18 protein-coding genes are annotated in these 17,416 nt (G+C 62.1%); 9 read left to right on the top strand and 9 right to left on the bottom strand.

What is annotated here, in order from left to right; genetic code table 11:
- Window positions 1-65: 65 nt before the first annotated feature.
- The 5 genes from R1W01_RS03985 to R1W01_RS03965 all read left to right on the top strand — a co-directional run bounded on the left by R1W01_RS03985 (window position 66) and on the right by R1W01_RS03965 (window position 3,648).
- The gene (locus R1W01_RS03985; protein ID WP_297756212.1) at window positions 66-956 is read left to right on the top strand and encodes an SPFH domain-containing protein; all 891 of its coding nucleotides are present in this window, start codon (window positions 66-68) and stop codon (window positions 954-956) included.
- Entirely contained in the window at window positions 956-1,240 is a 285-nt protein-coding gene (locus R1W01_RS03980; RefSeq protein WP_243612416.1) for an NfeD family protein, read from the top strand. Before R1W01_RS03985 ends, R1W01_RS03980 begins: the two co-directional genes overlap by 1 nt.
- A gap of 128 nt (window positions 1,241-1,368) precedes the next feature.
- Entirely contained in the window at window positions 1,369-2,775 is a 1,407-nt protein-coding gene (rimK, locus tag R1W01_RS03975; protein WP_243612415.1) for a 30S ribosomal protein S6--L-glutamate ligase, read from the top strand.
- A 131-nt stretch (window positions 2,776-2,906) separates the two neighbouring features.
- The gene (locus R1W01_RS03970; RefSeq protein ID WP_243612414.1) at window positions 2,907-3,269 is read left to right on the top strand and encodes an SUF system Fe-S cluster assembly protein; all 363 of its coding nucleotides are present in this window, start codon (window positions 2,907-2,909) and stop codon (window positions 3,267-3,269) included.
- A 28-nt stretch (window positions 3,270-3,297) separates the two neighbouring features.
- On the top strand, window positions 3,298-3,648 hold the full coding sequence (locus tag R1W01_RS03965) for a HesB/IscA family protein (protein ID WP_243612413.1): 351 nt from the start codon (window positions 3,298-3,300) through the stop codon (window positions 3,646-3,648).
- Window positions 3,649-3,680: 32 nt separating this feature from the next.
- Here the strand turns inward: R1W01_RS03965 and R1W01_RS03960 are convergent, their stop codons facing one another.
- Window positions 3,681-4,595 (bottom strand): isopenicillin N synthase family dioxygenase, encoded by a 915-nt coding sequence (locus R1W01_RS03960; protein WP_297756213.1) that lies wholly within the window; start codon window positions 4,593-4,595, stop codon window positions 3,681-3,683.
- A 119-nt stretch (window positions 4,596-4,714) separates the two neighbouring features.
- Here R1W01_RS03960 and tpiA point away from each other — a divergent pair, with 119 nt between their 5' ends.
- Window positions 4,715-5,455, top strand: a complete 741-nt coding sequence (tpiA, locus tag R1W01_RS03955; RefSeq protein ID WP_297756214.1) for a triose-phosphate isomerase — start codon at window positions 4,715-4,717, stop codon at window positions 5,453-5,455.
- Window positions 5,456-5,629: 174 nt separating this feature from the next.
- Here tpiA and R1W01_RS03950 read toward each other — a convergent pair whose 3' ends face one another.
- The 3 genes from R1W01_RS03950 to R1W01_RS03940 form a co-directional block, all read right to left on the bottom strand.
- Entirely contained in the window at window positions 5,630-7,006 is a 1,377-nt protein-coding gene (locus R1W01_RS03950; protein ID WP_243612410.1) for a TRAP transporter large permease, read from the bottom strand.
- A complete protein-coding gene (locus R1W01_RS03945) occupies window positions 7,006-7,671 on the bottom strand; it encodes a TRAP transporter small permease (protein WP_243612409.1) in 666 nt (221 codons plus the stop codon). The genes R1W01_RS03950 and R1W01_RS03945 overlap by 1 nt, the downstream gene beginning before the upstream one ends.
- 97 nt (window positions 7,672-7,768) lie before the next feature.
- Window positions 7,769-8,773: a DctP family TRAP transporter solute-binding subunit gene (locus tag R1W01_RS03940; protein WP_243612408.1), complete on the bottom strand. Its 1,005-nt coding sequence runs from the start codon at window positions 8,771-8,773 to the stop codon at window positions 7,769-7,771.
- Window positions 8,774-9,139: 366 nt separating this feature from the next.
- Between R1W01_RS03940 and R1W01_RS03935 the strand changes: the two genes are divergently transcribed.
- Window positions 9,140-10,231 (top strand): fatty acid desaturase, encoded by a 1,092-nt coding sequence (locus tag R1W01_RS03935; protein ID WP_297756216.1) that lies wholly within the window; start codon window positions 9,140-9,142, stop codon window positions 10,229-10,231.
- Between the two features lie 54 nt (window positions 10,232-10,285).
- Here R1W01_RS03935 and R1W01_RS03930 read toward each other — a convergent pair whose 3' ends face one another.
- From R1W01_RS03930 to R1W01_RS03920, 3 genes are read right to left on the bottom strand one after another with little or no spacing between them, the layout of a single operon-like run.
- Window positions 10,286-11,518 carry a sigma-54-dependent transcriptional regulator gene (locus tag R1W01_RS03930; protein ID WP_243612406.1) on the bottom strand — a complete coding sequence of 411 codons (1,233 nt, stop codon included), beginning with the start codon at window positions 11,516-11,518 and terminating at the stop codon, window positions 10,286-10,288.
- Complete coding sequence (locus R1W01_RS03925) at window positions 11,515-13,266, bottom strand: ATP-binding protein (protein WP_297756218.1); 1,752 nt, start codon at window positions 13,264-13,266, stop codon at window positions 11,515-11,517. The genes R1W01_RS03930 and R1W01_RS03925 overlap by 4 nt, the downstream gene beginning before the upstream one ends.
- A gap of 41 nt (window positions 13,267-13,307) precedes the next feature.
- Window positions 13,308-13,787, bottom strand: coding sequence for an Lrp/AsnC family transcriptional regulator (locus R1W01_RS03920; RefSeq protein ID WP_297756219.1), 480 nt, complete (start codon window positions 13,785-13,787; stop codon window positions 13,308-13,310).
- A gap of 331 nt (window positions 13,788-14,118) precedes the next feature.
- Between R1W01_RS03920 and R1W01_RS03915 the strand changes: the two genes are divergently transcribed.
- Together R1W01_RS03915 and R1W01_RS03910 are read left to right on the top strand one after the other, a co-directional pair.
- Window positions 14,119-14,958: a ferredoxin--NADP reductase gene (locus R1W01_RS03915; RefSeq protein WP_297756220.1), complete on the top strand. Its 840-nt coding sequence runs from the start codon at window positions 14,119-14,121 to the stop codon at window positions 14,956-14,958.
- A 167-nt stretch (window positions 14,959-15,125) separates the two neighbouring features.
- Complete coding sequence (locus R1W01_RS03910) at window positions 15,126-16,064, top strand: bifunctional helix-turn-helix transcriptional regulator/GNAT family N-acetyltransferase (protein ID WP_297756222.1); 939 nt, start codon at window positions 15,126-15,128, stop codon at window positions 16,062-16,064.
- Between the two features lie 9 nt (window positions 16,065-16,073).
- Here the strand turns inward: R1W01_RS03910 and R1W01_RS03905 are convergent, their stop codons facing one another.
- Window positions 16,074-16,388: a cupin domain-containing protein gene (locus R1W01_RS03905; protein WP_243612402.1), complete on the bottom strand. Its 315-nt coding sequence runs from the start codon at window positions 16,386-16,388 to the stop codon at window positions 16,074-16,076.
- Window positions 16,389-16,559: 171 nt separating this feature from the next.
- On the bottom strand, window positions 16,560-17,246 hold the full coding sequence (locus R1W01_RS03900) for a hypothetical protein (protein ID WP_297756224.1): 687 nt from the start codon (window positions 17,244-17,246) through the stop codon (window positions 16,560-16,562).
- Window positions 17,247-17,416 lie beyond the last annotated feature (170 nt).

Here is a 17,416-nt window from a genome sequence, read left to right as displayed (position 1 = left end):
AAATGGCGCAGCCTTGCGCACTCTGTCCGCAATCCGCCATCCGGCGCGTATTTACGGAGCCTCCCATGTCCGAAGACGTTCTTCTCAACTTCGTTGCAAGCAATCTTCTCTACCTTCTGGCGGCAGTCTTCGTCGTCATTGTTATCCTCAAGGGCGTGCGCATCGTGCCGCAATCGGAAAAACACGTGGTCGAACGCTTTGGTCGCCTGCAAGCGGTGCTTGGCCCCGGCATCAATCTGATCGTGCCCTTCCTCGACGTGGTCCGCCATCAGGTCTCGATCCTCGAACGCCAACTCCCCAACGCCAACCAGGACGCGATCACCAAGGACAACGTGCTTCTCGAGGTGGAAACCTCCGTCTTCTATCGCATCATCGAGCCGGAAAAGACCGTCTACCGAATCCGCGACGTGGACGCCGCTATTGCCACAACCGTCGCCGGGATTGTGCGCGCCGAGATCGGCATGATGGATCTCGACGACGTGCAGGCCAACCGCGCCCGCCTGATCTCGACCATCAAGACCTCTGTGGAGTCCGCCGTCGATGACTGGGGTATCGAAGTGACCCGCGCCGAAATTCTCGACGTGAACCTCGACCAAGCCACCCGCGACGCCATGCTGCAACAGCTCAACGCTGAACGCGCCCGCCGCGCCCAGGTGACCGAGGCCGAAGGCACCAAGCGCGCGGTCGAGCTGTCTGCCGACGCCGACCTCTACGCCGCCGAACAGGCCGCCAAGGCCCGCCGCATCTCGGCCGAAGCCGAGGCATATGCAACCGAAGTCGTCGCCAAGGCGATCCGCGAGAACGGCATCGAAGCGGCGCAATATCAGGTCGCCCTGAAACAGGTCGAAGCCCTGAACGCGCTCGGCAATGGCGATGGCAAACAGACCATCGTCCTGCCTGCCGCCGCGCTTGAGGCCTTTGGCGATGCGTTCAAACTCCTGAAAGGCGGCTCCTGATGGAGAGCATCCCCCTCTACGCCACGTGGTGGCTCTGGATCGCCGCCGCGCTTGGCCTTGCGATCCTCGAAACTCTCGCGCCGGGCTTTGTCTTCCTCGGCTTTGCCATCGGTGTCGCCCTCGTCGGCCTCCTGCTGCTGATCCCGTCGGTCACCGGATGGTCATTGCCACTCTTGCTTCTGATCGCAGCGCTTCTGTCTCTCGTCGCATGGTTCATCCTGCGGCGAAGCTTTGCCCTGCGCGGCAGCGCCCCCAAGACATTCGATCACGACATCAACGACTGACGCGGGCCAGCCTGCGGTGTCCTGCCGCTGGCGCGCTTCGGGCTTGCACCGGTTCACAGGCTGCGCTTCATGCTGCATCCTGACCGGTGCGCACCACCGATTCCCCCGACCCCTCTGGAGGCCTAGGCATGACCGATACCCAAACTCCCGCCCCCCTGAATCTCGGCTGGGAGGAATGGATCAGTTTGCCCGATCTCGGCCTGCCCGCGATGCGCGCCAAGGTTGACACCGGCGCCCGCACCTCGTCCCTCCACGCAACCGATATCGAACCCTTCGGCACCAAGGACCGCCCCCGCGTCCGCTTTACCGTGCACCCGATTCCGGGCAATGACGATCTCCTGATCCCCTGCTCGGCCGAGATCAAAGACCGCCGCGAGATCACCTCCTCCAATGGCGAAAGCGAAATGCGCTATGTCATCGAAAGCACGCTCTCCGTCGGCGGCGAGACGTGGCCCATCGAATTGACCCTGACCGACCGGCGCGGCATGGCCCTGCACATGCTGCTTGGCCGGCAGGCGCTTGGCGAAAACGTCACCGTGATGCCCTCGGATCGCTTCTGCCAGCCCGAGTTGGACTATTCCGTCTATTCCTCCTCGCACATCCGCAAGACCGCCCCCAACCGCGCCCTGCGCATCGCGGTTCTGTCGCGTGAAGACAATTACTCGACCCGCCGCCTCGTCGAAGAGGGCGAGTCGCGTGGCCATTCGGTCGAGGTCATCGACACCACCCGCTGCTACATGTCGATCAACGCCCTCGCCCCGGAAATTCACTATGACGGCAAACGCCTGCCTCGCTACGACGCCGTGATTCCGCGCATCGGCGCCTCGATTACCCCTTATGGCACCGCCCTCTTGCGTCAGTTCGAAACCATGGGCACCTATTGCGTCAACGGCAGCAGCGGTATTTCCGCCAGCCGAGACAAGCTCCACGCCCACCAAGTTCTCGCAGGCCACAAGATCGGCATGCCGGCCACCGCCTTCGCCGCCTCGCCCAAGGATACCAAGAACCTGATCGACATCGTTGGCGGCGCGCCAATGATCGTGAAGCTCCTTGAGAGCACCCAAGGCAAGGGCGTCGTTCTCGCCGAAACCAAGAAGGCCGCCGAATCCGTCATCACCGCCTTCCGCGGTTTGCGTGCCAACTTTCTGGTACAGCATTTCGTCAAGGAAGCGGCGGGCGAAGACATCCGCTGCATGGTGATCGGCGCCAAGGTCGTCGGCGCGATCAAACGCACCGGGGCCGAAGGCGATTTCCGCTCCAACCTGCACCTTGGCGGCTCGGCCCAGAAAGTGCGCATCTCCAAGGACGAACGCGAGACAGCCGTGCGCGCTGCCCGCGCCTTCGGTCTCAACATGGCTGGCGTCGATATGCTACGTTCCGAAACCGGCCCAAAGGTGCTCGAAGTGAACTCCTCGCCGGGCTTCGAAGGCATCGAGAAAGCCACCGACAAGAACCTTGTCGGCGCGCTCTATGATCAGATCGAACAAAGGGTCCGCCCCGCTCCGGTGCGCAAACGTACCATCCGCAAGACATAAGGCGGCGAGTCTCGCACCGACGCGATACCGACGTAATACAGACGTGATACCGACAGGGGGTTTCGACCTCTGGACCTCGCGCCTCACAATCCTTATATGTTTGCTCAAGTAACCCGCAGGACAGGCATCACATGACTGAACTACCCGATCCCGTCGAAGGCACGCCCCTGATTGCTCCGTCAAGCACGGACCATCCCTTGCACGAACAGGCCGTCGAGGCCTGCCGGAGCGTGTTCGACCCCGAGATCCCGGTCAATATCTACGATCTTGGCCTGATCTACACGATTGAAATCTCTGATGAAAACGATGTTCACATCACCATGACCCTGACCGCGCCGGGCTGTCCCGTCGCGGGCGAGATGCCGGGCTGGGTGCAAGAGGCCATTGCCGGTGTCGGCGGCGTGCGTAACGTCACTGTCGATCTCGTCTGGCAGCCGCCCTGGGGCATGGAAATGATGAGCGACGAAGCCCGGCTCGAACTTGGCTTTATGTGACCTTTCAAAGGCTTAAGGAGGAACGCTCATGTTTGGCATTCCCGGAAAATCGCCTGTGACCATCACCCCCGCCGCCGTGACCCAGATCACGCGGCTGATGCAAAAGGACGGCCATGCTGGCCTGCGGATCGGCGTCAAGAAAGGCGGCTGCGCAGGCATGGAATACACCATGGAATACGTCTCCGAACCCGATTCCAACGACGAGGTGGTCGAGGTCGACGGCGCCCGCGTGATGATCGCGCCCATGGCCCAGATGTTCCTGTTTGGAACCGAGATCGACTATGAAACCTCGCTCCTCGAAAGCGGCTTCAAGTTCAACAACCCGAACGTCACCGAAGCCTGCGGCTGCGGTGAATCGATCAAGTTCGAAGGCATGTAAGGCGCGCGTAAGGAACGCCGCCTAACCCCTTCTTACGCCGTCTCTTTCAGGTGTAGATAGGTCTCGTTGAACCGCTTCTCGAGATGATCTCCCGCAAGGATTTCCCGCCCCGATCCGATTGGCGCGACATTGGTGTCGTGGTTGGGGTTAAAGAACATCGGCACGGAAATCCGCTCTTCGCTCGTCCCCTTCACGCGATGCGGCGTTGCACGCACCTTGCCATCGGTCCACATCTCGAGCATCTCGCCAAAGTTGATGATAAACACCCCCGGCTCCGCCTCGACCGGAATCCACGTCCCATCCCGCTGCTGCGCCTCGAGCCCGCCAACGCCATCCGTCCCCAGAAGCGTGACACAGCCGTAATCCGTATGGGTGCCGATGCCGAAATCCTTCTCCGTCGCCCACTCAGGCCGCGGCGGATAGTAGTTCGCCCGCAAAAGCGCCATGGGCCGCGAAAAGGCCGCATCGAAATAGTCCTCCGGCTGCCCGATCGCCGCCGCGATTCCCCTCAGCACCCCCATCGACACCTCAAGCGCCCGGCCATAATAGCCTTGCACCGTGGCGCGAAACGCCTCCGGCACGTCCGGCCAGAGGTTGTCGCCATAAACCGATAGGTTCAACGCCCGAAGCGGGTCATCGGCGGCCAATTCAAACCCGCAATCAAAGACTTGCTTGTAGTCCGGGTTCGCCTCTGGATCGACCTGTTCAGACCCCGGCGCGCCCCAGCCCCGGTTGGCCCCGGTGCGCGCCATGTCGACGCCGCGCTTGGCCGCTTCGGGTTGCTTGAAAAAGGCCCGGTAGACCTCGATCACCTCTAGCACATCCGCCTTGGTCAGTGCCGAGTTCTCGACAATAAGAAACCCCGCTTCCTCCACGCCCTGACGCAGCTGCGCCATGGTCTGCGCGTCCCGCGCATCGATCTTGCGGGCATCAAGTCTTGGGATCATCTCACACCTCCGATTTCGCCCCTTCTTTTACGCCCCACGCGCGGCGCGACGCAAGGTGCCCTTGACGCATAGCGGCGAACCCTTGAAAACAGATCAACCAAATCAAGAAGGAGCAGCAGATGCGTCGCAAACTGGCCGCAGGCAATTGGAAGATGAACGGGCTCGGGGCGGACCTCGCCGAACTGGAGCGCCTCGCCGCCGCGCCTGCACCGTCCCAGACCGGTCGCCTGATCTGCCCGCCCGCGACGCTGATCTCACGCGCCACGCTGGTCGCAGGCGATATCGCCATCGGCGGTCAGGACTGCCACGCCGCGCAGTCCGGGGCCCACACCGGCGATATCTCCGCCGAGATGCTTGCCGATTGCGGCGCCTCTGCCGTGATCCTTGGCCATTCCGAGCGTCGCGAAGACCATGGCGAAACCGACGCCACCGTCGCCGCCAAGGTCGCGGCGGCATGGTCCGAGGGCCTGCTCGCGGTCGTCTGTATCGGCGAAAGCCTTGCCCAACGCGACGCCGGTGAAACCCTTGCCCTGATCGGCAGTCAACTCGCAGGCTCCCTCCCCGACACCGCCACCGGCGCCAACACCGTGATCGCCTACGAGCCGATCTGGGCCATCGGCACCGGCCGCATCCCGACGCTCGAACAGATCAACGAAGTGCATGAGTTCATCCGCACAACCCTGACCGACCGCTTCGGCGGCGAAGGCCATGCCTTCCGCATCCTCTACGGCGGCTCCGTGAAGCCCGAGAACGCCTCTGAAATCTTCTCGGTCGCCAATGTCGACGGCGCGCTGGTCGGCGGCGCGAGCCTCAAGGCCGACGACTTCCAGGCCATCATCGACGCACTCGACGCCGCCTGACCTTCCTCTTGCCAAAAATATCCCCGCCGGAGGCAATCCGCAGGCAGCGGCCCCTGACAAGGGGCCGATGACGAGAAAACCTGCGCGCGGCCCCGCCGCGCCCCTTTCAACATCGCCATGAAAAACGGCGCCCCGAGTGCTCGGGACGCCGCCAAAATCGCATCTGTGACCGCCCTACTGGGTGACGATCTCAGGCCCCATGAAGGTGTTCGGCAATACTGTCGAAAGCCACGGGATATAGGTCACCATGATGAGGAAGACAAAGAGCACCGCGAGGAACGGCAGCGCGGCCCGCACCACCGACATCATCGGCATCCCAGCCACCCCAGAGGTCACGAAAAGGTTGAGCCCCACCGGTGGCGTGATCATCCCAATCTCCATGTTGACCACCATGATGATCCCAAGGTGAATCGGGTCAATGCCAAGCTCGATGGCAATCGGGAACACCAGCGGCGCCACGATCACGAGAAGCCCCGAAGGCTCCATGAACTGCCCGCCGATAAGCAGGATGACGTTCACCACGATGAGGAACATCACCGGCCCGAACCCGGCCGACAGCATCGCATTGGCGATGGTCTGCGGCACCTGTTCGTCGGTCAGCACATGCTTCAGGATAAGCGCGTTGGCGATCACGAAAAGAAGTGTGACGGTCAGCTTGCCCGCCTCGAACAGCGTATGTTTCGTGTCCGGATGCACAAGCGCCGTGACAAGCGCATAAGGTTTCCGCAGCAGGCTCGATTTCTCGCCCGTCTCGCCGCCCGCAAGCGGCCCCATGTCCTTGTAGACAAAACAAGCGATCAAGAAGGCATAGACGGCGGCCACGGCGGCGGCTTCGGTCGGTGTAAAGATACCGCCATAGATGCCCCCAAGGATGATCACGATGAGGAACAGACCCCAACCCGCCTCGCGCCCCGAGGTAAAGACCTCGCCCCAGCCGAGCCATTCGCCCTTGGGCAGGTTCTTCACCCGCGCCATGACATAGATCGTCACCATGAGCATGAACCCGGCGAGAAGGCCCGGAATGACCCCTGCAAGGAACATCCGCCCCACCGAGACCTCGACCGCGGCGGCATAGACCACCATGACGATCGACGGCGGGATGAGGATGCCGAGCGTGCCCGCGTTACAGATCACACCGGCGGCGAATTCCTTGCTATAGCCAACCTGCCGCATGCCCGCGATCACGATGGACCCGATGGCCACCACGGTCGCCGGGGACGATCCCGAAAGCGCGGCGAAAAGCATACAGGCAAAGACCCCCGCAATCGCAAGCCCGCCCGGCAAATGCCCGACACAGGCGATGGAGAAGCGGATGATCCGCTGCGCCACGCCGCCCGTGGTCATGAAACTCGAGGCGAGAATAAAGAACGGAATGGCCAGAAGCGTGAAATGCCCCTCGAAGGCCTCGAACAAGGTCCCGGCCACCGAGGCCAGCGAGCTCTCCGAGAAGAAGAGAAGGAACAGCGTCGAGCTAAGACCGAGCGAGACCGCAATCGGCACCCCGATCAACAGCAGCCCGATCACCATGGTGAATAGAAGAACAACTTCCATCAGTCATGCTCCCCCTGCAATGCGCGCACTTCGTCGATCTCGTCCTCGACCTCGTGGCTCGCGACAAGACGGTCGGTCTCTCCGCGCCAGATTTGAAGCGCGACCTGGAAGAACCGGAACACGAGAAGCGCCATGGAAACGGGCAGGACGAGATAAGGCACCACCTTGGGCATCTTCTCGTACTCTTCGCCGTAATTGATAAGGTCTTCGAGAAAGCTGAGCGCGCCGACCATCGGCACGTCCTGCACCTCGTAGAACGATTGCGAGCGGAACCTGTCCTCAAACCCGGTCGGGAACCAGCGCCCCGACGTCGGCGGCAAGTCCGCAAACACGGCCCAGTAGTCATAGGCCCCTTTCAAAAGAAGGAGCGAGAACACAATGCAAACCGTGACCGAGATCAGCCCGAGAATACGCGCCACAGGGGCGGGCACCATGTTGATGATCGCGTCGACGCCAAGATGGCTGTGCTTCTTCACGGCGTAAGAGGCGCCAAGCAGGACAAGCCAGCCGAACAGGAACACCGTCAGTTCCAGCGCCCAGAGAATATTTGAGTTGAATCCGAAACGGGCGATGACATTGGCAAAGGTGATGACCGTCATGAGCCCAAGCAGGAGCGCGATCAGCGTCTCCTCGATCCGGTCCACAAAGCTATGCTTATGCTGCATAAGGCCTGTCCCCGTCTTGCTAGGTGGGTTGTTTGAAAAAGGCGGCCCAGCGCATGGGCCGCCCCAAGATCTTGCGCCCGAAAGCGCAGCGATCAGATTACATGGAGGCGTTGATCGCCTGAGCCGCGTCGATGTTGTCTTGGCCCACGTCGTCCGAGAACTGGTCCCAAACCGGCTTCATCGTGTCGACCCAGTCCTGGCGCTGTTCTGCCGAGAGCTGACGGATGGTGCCGCCTGCGTCGACGATCGCCTGTTTCGCGGCTTCGTTCACCGAGGTCGACTCCGAGTTCCGGGTCGCGGTCACTTCGCCAAGGATGGTGAGGAACTGGTCACGCACATCCGCGTCGAGGCTGTCGAGCCAGTCCACCGAGGTCACGACAAGATAGTCGATCACACCGTGGTTGGTTTCGGTCACGCCGTCCTGCACTTCGAAGAACTTCTTGCCGTAGATGTTCGACCAGGTGTTTTCCTGACCGTCCACAACGCCCTGCTGAAGCGCGCCATAGACTTCCGAGAAGGCCATTTTCTGCGGGCTGCCGCCGATGGCTTCCATCTGTGCCACGAGCACGTCTGAGGACTGCACGCGGAACTTGAGGCCGTTGGCATCCGACGGCGAGACGAGCGGCTTGTTGGCCGACATCTGCTTCATGCCATTGTGCCAGTAGGCGAGACCCTGCAGGCCGCGGCGCTGCATGGAGTCGAGAAGGGCCTGACCGGAGTCCGACGCTTGGAACGCGTCCACGGCGTTGATGTCTTTGAACATGAACGGCAGGTCGAAGATGCGGAATTTCTTGGTGAACTTCTCGAACTTCGAAAGGCTCGGCGCGGCAAGCTGCACGTCGCCCTGAAGCATGGCTTCAAGAACTTTGTTGTCGTTGTAGAGGGTCGAGTTCGGGAAGACTTCCATGCAAGCCTTGCCGTTCATCTCGTCATTGACGCGCTGCTCGAGAAGCGAGGCGGCAATGCCTTTCGGGTGTTTGTCGGTGTTGGTCACGTGGCTGAACTTGATGACGATTTCGCCATCGTCACAAGCGGCCATTGCGGTGGTGCCGGCAGTCACGGTAAGCGCGAGAGCGGTCGCTGCGGTGGTCAGGAATTTCATGTGGTCTCCTCCCAGAGGTCAAGAATTCGATATGTCCGATGCCCGAAAACCGGGCGATCCGCGCAAAACACTGACGGTCAGGCAAAAACCGCTCAAGGGTTTGTTACCAAGCTATGACATTTTTGCATTTCCCGTTTGTTTTCAGGGCAATATTGCGCCCTCGCACACCGAACACCCAAGCGCGCGGCACGGACTGTGCGATTTCCCGCACGGGCCAAGCCGCCTTTGTGCGAAAATCCGCACAGTGAATCGCCCTCCCCGAATAGGCCTTTTGTCCCCTCCACGGCCATGGCGCGTCACCTCTGCACATTGACCCGGCCCGCGCCCGCGCCCTACTCTGCCCAAGCCTTACTTCGCAGGAATGCCATGCCCGACTCTGCCGCCCCCCGCGCCACCGGAACCATCTCGCCGCAATCGCGCCGCCACAACGATATGCGCCGCGCCGCGCTCAAGGCCCATCCCGAGTTGGCCGATCTTTCTGGTCCCGAGCCGCGCACCGCGCTCGCCCTGCCAATCCTCTTCGCGATCCAATGGGGGATCGCCTGGGCCGTCTCCGATGGCGGGCTGCTGCTGGTCGGCCTCACGGCCTTTCTCATCGGGCAGATCGTCTACCACTCCGCCGCCTCGCTCATCCACGAGACCTGTCACAAGCTGGTCTTTCGCGGCGACCGGGCCAAACTGGCCTTCGACCTTGGCCTCGAGGCGATCCTGACCTCCTATGGCAAGCAACTCACCTATCAGCATCAGCACGTCACAAGCCACCACCCCTTTGTCGGTGACTATGAGCGCGACTACGAACACGAGGACATCTGCGCTCTGCAAGCGCGCCAGCACGTGCGCCGCACTCATCCCGTGACCCAGCGCCTCCTGACCCTCCTGACGCTGTTCCTTCACGCGCTGCCGCTCGGATTCATGCTCGGCGATGCGATCCTGCCCCGACTCTACGCCTGGGCCTCGGGCCGTCCCGTCGCGGATCCCGTCGACCGTTTTACCGGAACCCGCCCCGATGGCCGCGACATGCGCCCCTTCATCGCGGTGTCCCTGATCTCAAACCTCGCAATGCTCGCCCTCCTCGGGCCTTGGGCGCTGCTTTATCACCTTTGGTCGCTGTCCTTCTTCCTCGGCAAGCTGGGGATTTCCAACCTTGGCCAATCGCTCTCTGAACATCCCGGCACCGATGACGAGAACCCGACCCGCTCGACCTATGGCCCGATCAACCTGATCCTGTTCAACACCGGCTATCACAACGAACACCATAGCTTTCCCAATGTCCCTTGGACCCGCCTGCCCGACTTGCATCGCATCGCGCCGGAAGTGTTCCATGCCACGTCCGAGAAAACCTATCTCGGTCATTGGTGGGATCATGTGCGCGCTGATTTCTCGCCCTCTCGCGATCTGAAACTCCACGAGACAGACCAACTCCCCCGCTGCGAAGGCAAGACCACCCCGGCAGAATAGGCGCGCAAGGATTTTCGGAAATCCTTGTCCAAGCCCTTTCCAAAGGGCTTGCCCCTAGCGGAACTCTTCCGGCTTCAGCCCATGCTTGGCGAGCTTGTCATAAAGCGTCTTGCGTGGCAGCTTGAGCGCCTCCGCCGCCGCGCTCGCCCGGCCTCCTGCACGCCGAAGCGCCTCGGTCAAAAGCGAGCGCTCCACTTGCGCCATCTGCTCGGCAAGCCCAAGCCCGCCGTGATCCTGCGCCTCGTCGCCGTCCTGAAGCCCGAGCACAAAGCGCATCGCCACGCTCATCAGCGCCCGCGCATTGCCCGGCCAGTCCCGCGCCATCAGGTCTGCAAGGAGGTCCGGCGTGATCTCCGGCGCGCTAAGCCCCGCCTGCTCAGCGGCCTGCGCGACATAGTGACGAAACAGAACCGGTATATCTTCGGGCCGCTCGGCTAACGTTGGAATCCGTACCTGCATCGCATCAAGCCGGTAATAGAGATCGGCATGAAGCTGCCCGGCCTCCACCGCCCGGCCCAATTCCTGCGTGCTCCCGAATAAGAGCCGCGGATGCCCGCCCTGCTCCATCATCGTCATCAACGCGAATTGCGTCTCCATCGGCAGGACCGCCACCTCGTCGAGAAACAGGCTCCCGCCCGCCGCATCCTTGACCGCGCGGGCAAATCGCTCTGCATCCATGCCGCTCGCGGCGTATTTCCCGAAAGGCCCCTTCGAGAGCGGCGAACACAGATGCACCACCTCGGCCACCTTGGAAACCCCACTGCCCGGCGCGCCGCTGACAAGCACTTCCGCTTGCGTTCGCGCCACGCTGCGCACCCGCTGGCGCAACCCCTCGGCAAGGTCAGAATTGCCAAATAGCATCCGCGCCGCTGGATCGCCTGTCTCAAGCTGCGCCTTCAGACGCCGGTTCTCAAGCACAAGCGCCCGCGTCCGCAACGCACGTTCGATCACGGCAAGCAAATCTTTGGGCGCACAGGGTTTTTCCAGGAAATCAAACGCCCCCTGACCCATCGCCGAAACCGCCATCGGGATATCGCCCTCTCCGGTCAAAAGGATCACCGGCAATTCCGCATCAACGCCGCGCGTATAAGACAAGAGGTGAAACCCATCCCGCCCCGGCATGCGGATATCCGACAGAATGACGCCCTCGAACCCCGGCGCGATATGATCCTTGGCCTCGATGAAGCTCCCCGCCGGGATGGCCTCGAGATCGGCCAGCTCGAGCGTCTGCGCCAGCGCCGCACGCACCGCCGCATCGTCATCGACAAGAAGCACTTTCCGCGTCATGCCGCCGCCTCCTCGCTCCACGGATCAAGCTCGACGGTGAACACCGCACCGCGCGCGGAATTGCTCCCCCGGATCGCGCCGCCGAAACTCTGCACAAGCCCGTAAGAAATCGACAGACCAAGCCCCATACCGTCCGAACTGCCCACCGCCTTGGTGGAATAGAACGGCTCAAAAATCCGATCCGGGTCTTCGATGCCCGGCCCGGTATCGGCCACATCGACCGCAAGCCGCGCGTCGTGGCGCAGGGAGATGGTGATCTCCTTATCGGCGACACCCGCCATCGCGTCCGCCGCATTGTTGATCAGGTTGACGAAGACCTGCACAAGCCGCACCTCTCCGCCCCAGGCAAGCACCGCCCCCTCCGGCATGTCCCAGGTCAGCCGCACATCTTCGGCCCGAAGCCGCGCCGACGTCAACTCGACCGCCGTCTCGATCACCTGCACGAGGTCCACCTTCCCCATCGGCTCGCTCTCATTGCGGGCGAAGGCGCGCAGGTTCTTGATGATCCGTGCCATGCGCGCCGCCATGGCGCTGATCCGGCCAAGGTTGTCGCCCGCGACCTCCGGCTTTTCCCGCTCAAGGAAAAGCGCCGCATTGTCCGCATATTGCCGGATCGCCATCAGGGGCTGGTTCAACTCGTGACTGATCCCCGCAGACATCTGGCCCAGCGCCGATAGTTTGCCCGCCTGAACAAGATCGGCCTGCGCCTTCTTGAGCGCAGCTTCGGCCTCTTGGCGTTCGGTGATCTCCCGGCGCAACTGCGTGTTGCTGAGCGAAAGCGCCTCGGTCCGCGCCGCGACCCGCTCCTCAAGAACTGCGTTCGCCTGCGCAAGCACTTGCCGCCGTCGCATCGCCTGATCGAGGAAAATACCAAACGCAAGGATGAGCGCCGCCACCACCGCCGCCTGCAATCCCGCAAGCTGTCGTGCCGGGGCCGCGTCGATCACGGCTTCGGCGGTCATCCCAATGACCGGCAAGGGCTTCACAAGGTGCAAGCCAAGGTTCGGCACATACGGCCCCCAGTCCAGCCGCCAGAGCGCATAGCCCGCCCGCGTGATCTCGCGGAATGCGGGCCGCGCTCCCACAGGCGGGACAAGCCCCGCCATGTCGCCGCGCCGCTCCCAGAAAAGAAGCTCAGAGCGATTGGTGATAAACACCCGTTTGTTGTCATCCACGAAAAATACAGGAGGCCCATCTCCGCGCCAGTTTTCCTCCACCGAGGTCACATCGACGCTGACCACAAGCACCCCCTGCACCCGGCCATCGCTGGCAAAACTTGGGGCGGCGAAATGAAACGCCCGTCGCCCGCTCGCCGGGTCGACATCGTGATAAACCCCAAGCGCCCCGTGCAAGGCGCGCTCGAAATAGGGTCGGCCGCGCAGAATTTCCCCCGCATCGCCAAAGGCCGACGCAAGAACATGCCCCTCGCTATCGGCATAGACCACCGCCCGCGCTGTCGTCTTGTCTGCCGCATCAAGCAATAGCGCCTTCGCCGCACCCTCGCCGCCGCGCCCGCCTGACAGGGCCACAAGCGTCGGATGCGGTGCCATCAGAACTGCAAGCTCTTGATACCGCTGTAACTGCGCCGTGAGCCAATCCGCCGCCAACGCAAGGTCCGACTTGCCGCGTTCCTCGATCTGCGCCAGCGCCTGACCATAGCCGAACCACCACACCCCGCCCGACACGGTGGCAAGCAAGAGCGCGAAGGCAAGGCGGATCGCGTATCTATGGCGAATAATGGCTCTCATGCTGTCGATCTTACCAACGCCCGCGCCCAGATGGCCATATCTCAGGCCCCATCTCCCGCCACAAGCGGCAGGCGCGTGGTCGATTTGATCTCTTCCATCGACAATAGCGCGGTCACGTTATGCACCCGCACCTCCGAGATCAGCGCCTGATAGAACGCATCATAAGCGCGCGCATTGGCGACCCGCACTTTCAGGATATAGTCGATATCCCCCGCCAACCTGTGCGCCTCAAGCACCTCCGGGCGATCCCGAAGCGCCTTGAGGAACGCCGCCTGCCAGTCAGCCTCATGCTCGCTGGTGCGGATGAGAACAAAGAAACACGCCTCAAACCCAAGCGCCTCGGGGTCGAGGATCACCGTTTGCTGCCGGATCACCCCGGCCTCACGAAGCTTGCGAATCCGGTTCCAGACCGGGGTCTTGGACGATCCCACGATCTTGGCAATTTCGTCGAGCGAGCGGCCGGAATCCTCTTGCAGGCACTCAAGGATCTTCCGATCCAGCTCATCGATCTTCACAGCCATGCATGCCTCCTCGACAGGCCGGTTTCATGGCAAGAGATTCGGAACAGATGTTCTGGATTCTCCGCCTTCATGGCTTCGATACGGGAGACTCTCCCACTTCTCAAGGCTGCTCAGCCTGTATTCGCCGGTTCAGAGGGCCAAATTTTCGGGATTTCAGTCCGTTTTTGCGCCCTTCCCCGGCATGCTGTTCCGCACAGGCCACGGCAGATGAAAAACTTGCGCCAGATCAAAGCAATCTTTCAGATACATTTTTAAAACCCCAATCAACCTGTTAGGCAAAGCCCAGCTTTCTGCCACCTCTCATTGCAACCAAACGAACGAGCGACCCGACGTGACCGACGCCCAAGCGACCGCTATTCCCAAAGTTCCGACCCTGCCTGACGCCCAGACCGTCACCGAGGTCAAACACTATACCGACCGGCTCTTTGCCTTCAAATGCACCCGTCCGGCCTCGCTCCGCTTCCGCTCGGGCGAGTTCGTGATGATCGGCCTCATGGGCGATCCTGATCCCAAGACCGGCAAGCAGAAACCGCTCCTGCGCGCCTATTCCATCGCGTCGCCCTCTTGGGATGAAGAGCTCGAGTTTTACTCGATCAAGGTGCAAGACGGCCCGCTGACGTCGAAGCTTCAGCATATCAAGCCCGGCGACGAGATCATCCTGCGCCCCAAACCCGTCGGCACCTTGGTGCATGACGCGCTCCTGCCCGGCAAACGCATCTGGTTCTTCGCGACCGGCACCGGCTTTGCCCCCTTTGCCTCGCTTCTCCGCGAGCCGCAGACCTATCAGGACTATGACGAAGTCATCATCACCCACACCTGCCGCGAAGCAGGCGAGCTGACCTATGGCCGCGAGATCATCGAAAGCCTCAAGACAGATGAGCTCCTGAACGAGGTGATCGGCGAAGGGTTCTGGAAAAAGATCAAATATTACCCGACCACCACCCGCGAAGAGAGCGCCAAGATGGGCCGCATCACCGACCTGATGCGCTCGGGCGAGGCCTTTGCCGATCTCGGCGTCGAGCCGCTCTGCCCACAGAACGACCGCGCCATGGTCTGTGGCAACCTTGCCTTCAACCTCGAGATCAAAGAGATGCTCGAAGGCTATGGCCTCGTCGAAGGTGCCAATTCCGACCCGCAAACCTATGTGGTCGAAAAAGCCTTCCTCGACTGATCCGCGCCGCCGCGATCTGCGGACCGCACGCCAGACTCTTTCGAGGCCCCGGTTCCAAGCCGATCCGCCAACAAGCGGGTCGGCTTTTTCGTCCCGAGACCAAATCGCGCAGGTGACAAACCGGGCCTCCCCGTCCTAAAGTTGCATCAAGCAACCAAGGGATCTTCATGACCAAAGCGCTCGTCGCCCCGATCCGCCACCATTCCCGCCATCTGATGCGCGAGTTGGGCGTGCTCAACAGCGCCCTGCCGGGGATTGGCCTGTCGTCTTCCGCCGTGCACGCGATTGTCGAACTCGGGTTCGAAGACGGGCTGACCGCGCGCGATCTCTCGGCCCGGCTCCTGCTCGAGAAATCGACCATCTCGCGGCTGGTGAAATCGCTCAGCACCAAAGGCTTGGTAAGCGAAACGCCCGACCCTGATGACCGCCGCGCCAAACACCTGTCCCTCACCCAAGAGGGCCGCGCCAGCCTTGATCAGATCAACCGCCTTGCCGTGACCCGCGTCAGCGCCGCCCTCGACCGCGTAACCCCGCGCGATGGCGAAGCGATCCGCGACGGCCTGCGCCTCTATGCCGGGGCGCTTGCCGCTGCACGCACCGACACGACGCCCCCTGCGCCAAACATCCGCACCGGCTATACTCCCGGCCTACTTGGTCGCATCGTCACGCTACACGCCCGATACTATAGCGCCCTTGTCGGCTTCGGGCAGGCGTTTGAAACCACCGTCGCGGCAGGCATGGCCGACTTCCTGCCCCGCCTCTCCAACCCCGCGAATGGCACCTGGTGGATCGACCGGGACGGAGACATTGTCGGCGGCATCTCCATCGACGGAGAAGACCTCGGCGACGGCGTGGCGCATCTGCGCTGGTTCATCCTCGACCCCGACCTGCAAGGATCGGGCCTTGGCAATACGCTCTTGGAAACCGCGCTCGCCCATTGCCGCACGCAGGGCTTTAAACAGGTCGACCTCTGGACATTCTCTGGCCTCAATGCCGCCCGCGCGCTCTATGAAAAACACGGGTTTGCCCTCGTCGAGCAAAAGACCGGCGATCAATGGGGCAAGGCGATGCAAGAGCAAAAGTTCTCGCTTACCTTGTCGACATAGCCCTGATCGTCACGCCTCTGGACGCGGCTCAAGAAGCTCGATCTCGACAAAGGCGCATTCGAAATCATTGGCGCTCTTGACGTTGTGCTTGACCCCAAGGTCGCGATAATACGGCACGCCTGATTGCATCTCGGCAATCACCGTCTCGCCGTTCTCAAGGTCGATTTCCAACGCCCCGTCGAACTGCGGCACCACGACATAGTCGAAACCATGACGATGCCAGCCCGTGTCGTCTCCACGCGCCTTGAATCGCCATTCCGTCACCCGCACACGCGCGTTCTCGACCATAACCGTCGCAATCGCGCTTCCTTGTTCACTGCACATTGTTTTCCCTCGCTGACATATGTCGCAAGAGTGTTCCCGGCCCTGCCTTCCGCCCTAGGCCCAGTGGCCAGCCGCCGATGACGCCAGATCTGCGGAAAGTCTAAGCGCCCGAAACGAAAACACCCCCACAGAGACCTGCGGGGGTGTTGGTATTCCACGTGGTCGCGGGGATCAGAACCCAAGCGCCTCACGCACTTTTTCCAAAGCGGTTTCAAGAAGTTCGGGGCTTTCCTCGGCCTTCTCAATGGCGGCTTTGAGCGTCATCTTCGTCATCTCGCCAAGCGACGAGTTGTCGATCTGCTCTTTCGCCTTCTCAAGGTCGAACCCGTCCAGCGTCAGCGAGTCCGGCGTCTCCGAAGAGGCCTCGGGTGCTGCATCGCTGGCGCTTTCCATCGCTTCGGCCGCTGCTTCGCCAGTGGCCTCTGCCGCGTCGCTTGCCATATCCATGGCGTCATCCGCGGCTTCGCTGGTCGCTTCGGCGGCATCGCTCGCGCTGTCCATCGCCGTATCGGCAGCGTCGCTGGCGGCATCGCTCATGCTTTCGACCGCATCGCTCGCGGCATCGCCCGCCGCTTCAGCAGCCTCGCTGGCGCTCTCGACAGCGCCCGACACCGCGTCGCTGACGGCCTCTTCGGCTTGGTCCATCGCGGCGGCGGCATCATCCATCGCCTCGTTGACCGCGTCCTCGACCGTCTCTTGCATCGGCTCCGGCGCTTCAACCTCGGCCGGGGCCGACTCTTCGGTGGCCGCATCGTCGTTCATGTCCGACATGATCGGCGCCGCGCCATCATCCTTCATCAACAAGTACCCAAGGGCCACAACCACGACCGCGAGCACCACCCAGATCAGATTACGCATATCTTTCTCTCCTTTCGCGCAGGGAAGCTTCCCGTGCTTATTTCTCTCCCACAGATGGTCTCCTTCCCCTTGAGAGGCAAGGGGGAAACATGTTGCAGGCGTCCCATGCACGGGCCGATTTCCGCCGACTCCCCGCCCCGCGCGCGGCCCGCAACGGCCCTTAGATTTGC

Origin of the sequence: Shimia sp. FJ5, from assembly GCF_032918335.1 — a bacterium.
Taxonomy (GTDB): domain Bacteria; phylum Pseudomonadota; class Alphaproteobacteria; order Rhodobacterales; family Rhodobacteraceae; genus Shimia; species Shimia aestuarii_A.
Note: the sequence above shows the minus strand (reverse complement) of the source record. Positions and strands in the feature narration are given on the sequence as shown.

Excerpts from the sequence above, each read along its gene's own strand:
- R1W01_RS03965 (WP_243612413.1), top strand. The coding sequence starts at position 3,298 with ATGTTTGGCATTCCCGGAAAATCGCCTGTGACCATCACCCCCGCCGCC.
- R1W01_RS03910 (WP_297756222.1), top strand. The coding sequence starts at position 15,126 with ATGACCAAAGCGCTCGTCGCCCCGATCCGCCACCATTCCCGCCATCTG.
- R1W01_RS03950 (WP_243612410.1), bottom strand. The coding sequence starts at position 7,006 with ATGGAAGTTGTTCTTCTATTCACCATGGTGATCGGGCTGCTGTTGATC.
- R1W01_RS03935 (WP_297756216.1), top strand. The coding sequence starts at position 9,140 with ATGCCCGACTCTGCCGCCCCCCGCGCCACCGGAACCATCTCGCCGCAA.
- rimK (WP_243612415.1), top strand. The coding sequence starts at position 1,369 with ATGACCGATACCCAAACTCCCGCCCCCCTGAATCTCGGCTGGGAGGAA.
- R1W01_RS03980 (WP_243612416.1), top strand. The coding sequence starts at position 956 with ATGGAGAGCATCCCCCTCTACGCCACGTGGTGGCTCTGGATCGCCGCC.
- tpiA (WP_297756214.1), top strand. The coding sequence starts at position 4,715 with ATGCGTCGCAAACTGGCCGCAGGCAATTGGAAGATGAACGGGCTCGGG.
- R1W01_RS03940 (WP_243612408.1), bottom strand. The coding sequence starts at position 8,773 with ATGAAATTCCTGACCACCGCAGCGACCGCTCTCGCGCTTACCGTGACT.
- R1W01_RS03960 (WP_297756213.1), bottom strand. The coding sequence starts at position 4,595 with ATGATCCCAAGACTTGATGCCCGCAAGATCGATGCGCGGGACGCGCAG.
- R1W01_RS03920 (WP_297756219.1), bottom strand. The coding sequence starts at position 13,787 with ATGGCTGTGAAGATCGATGAGCTGGATCGGAAGATCCTTGAGTGCCTG.
- R1W01_RS03985 (WP_297756212.1), top strand. The coding sequence starts at position 66 with ATGTCCGAAGACGTTCTTCTCAACTTCGTTGCAAGCAATCTTCTCTAC.
- R1W01_RS03925 (WP_297756218.1), bottom strand. The coding sequence starts at position 13,266 with ATGAGAGCCATTATTCGCCATAGATACGCGATCCGCCTTGCCTTCGCG.
- R1W01_RS03970 (WP_243612414.1), top strand. The coding sequence starts at position 2,907 with ATGACTGAACTACCCGATCCCGTCGAAGGCACGCCCCTGATTGCTCCG.
- R1W01_RS03905 (WP_243612402.1), bottom strand. The coding sequence starts at position 16,388 with ATGTGCAGTGAACAAGGAAGCGCGATTGCGACGGTTATGGTCGAGAAC.
- R1W01_RS03900 (WP_297756224.1), bottom strand. The coding sequence starts at position 17,246 with ATGCGTAATCTGATCTGGGTGGTGCTCGCGGTCGTGGTTGTGGCCCTT.
- R1W01_RS03930 (WP_243612406.1), bottom strand. The coding sequence starts at position 11,518 with ATGACGCGGAAAGTGCTTCTTGTCGATGACGATGCGGCGGTGCGTGCG.
- R1W01_RS03945 (WP_243612409.1), bottom strand. The coding sequence starts at position 7,671 with ATGCAGCATAAGCATAGCTTTGTGGACCGGATCGAGGAGACGCTGATC.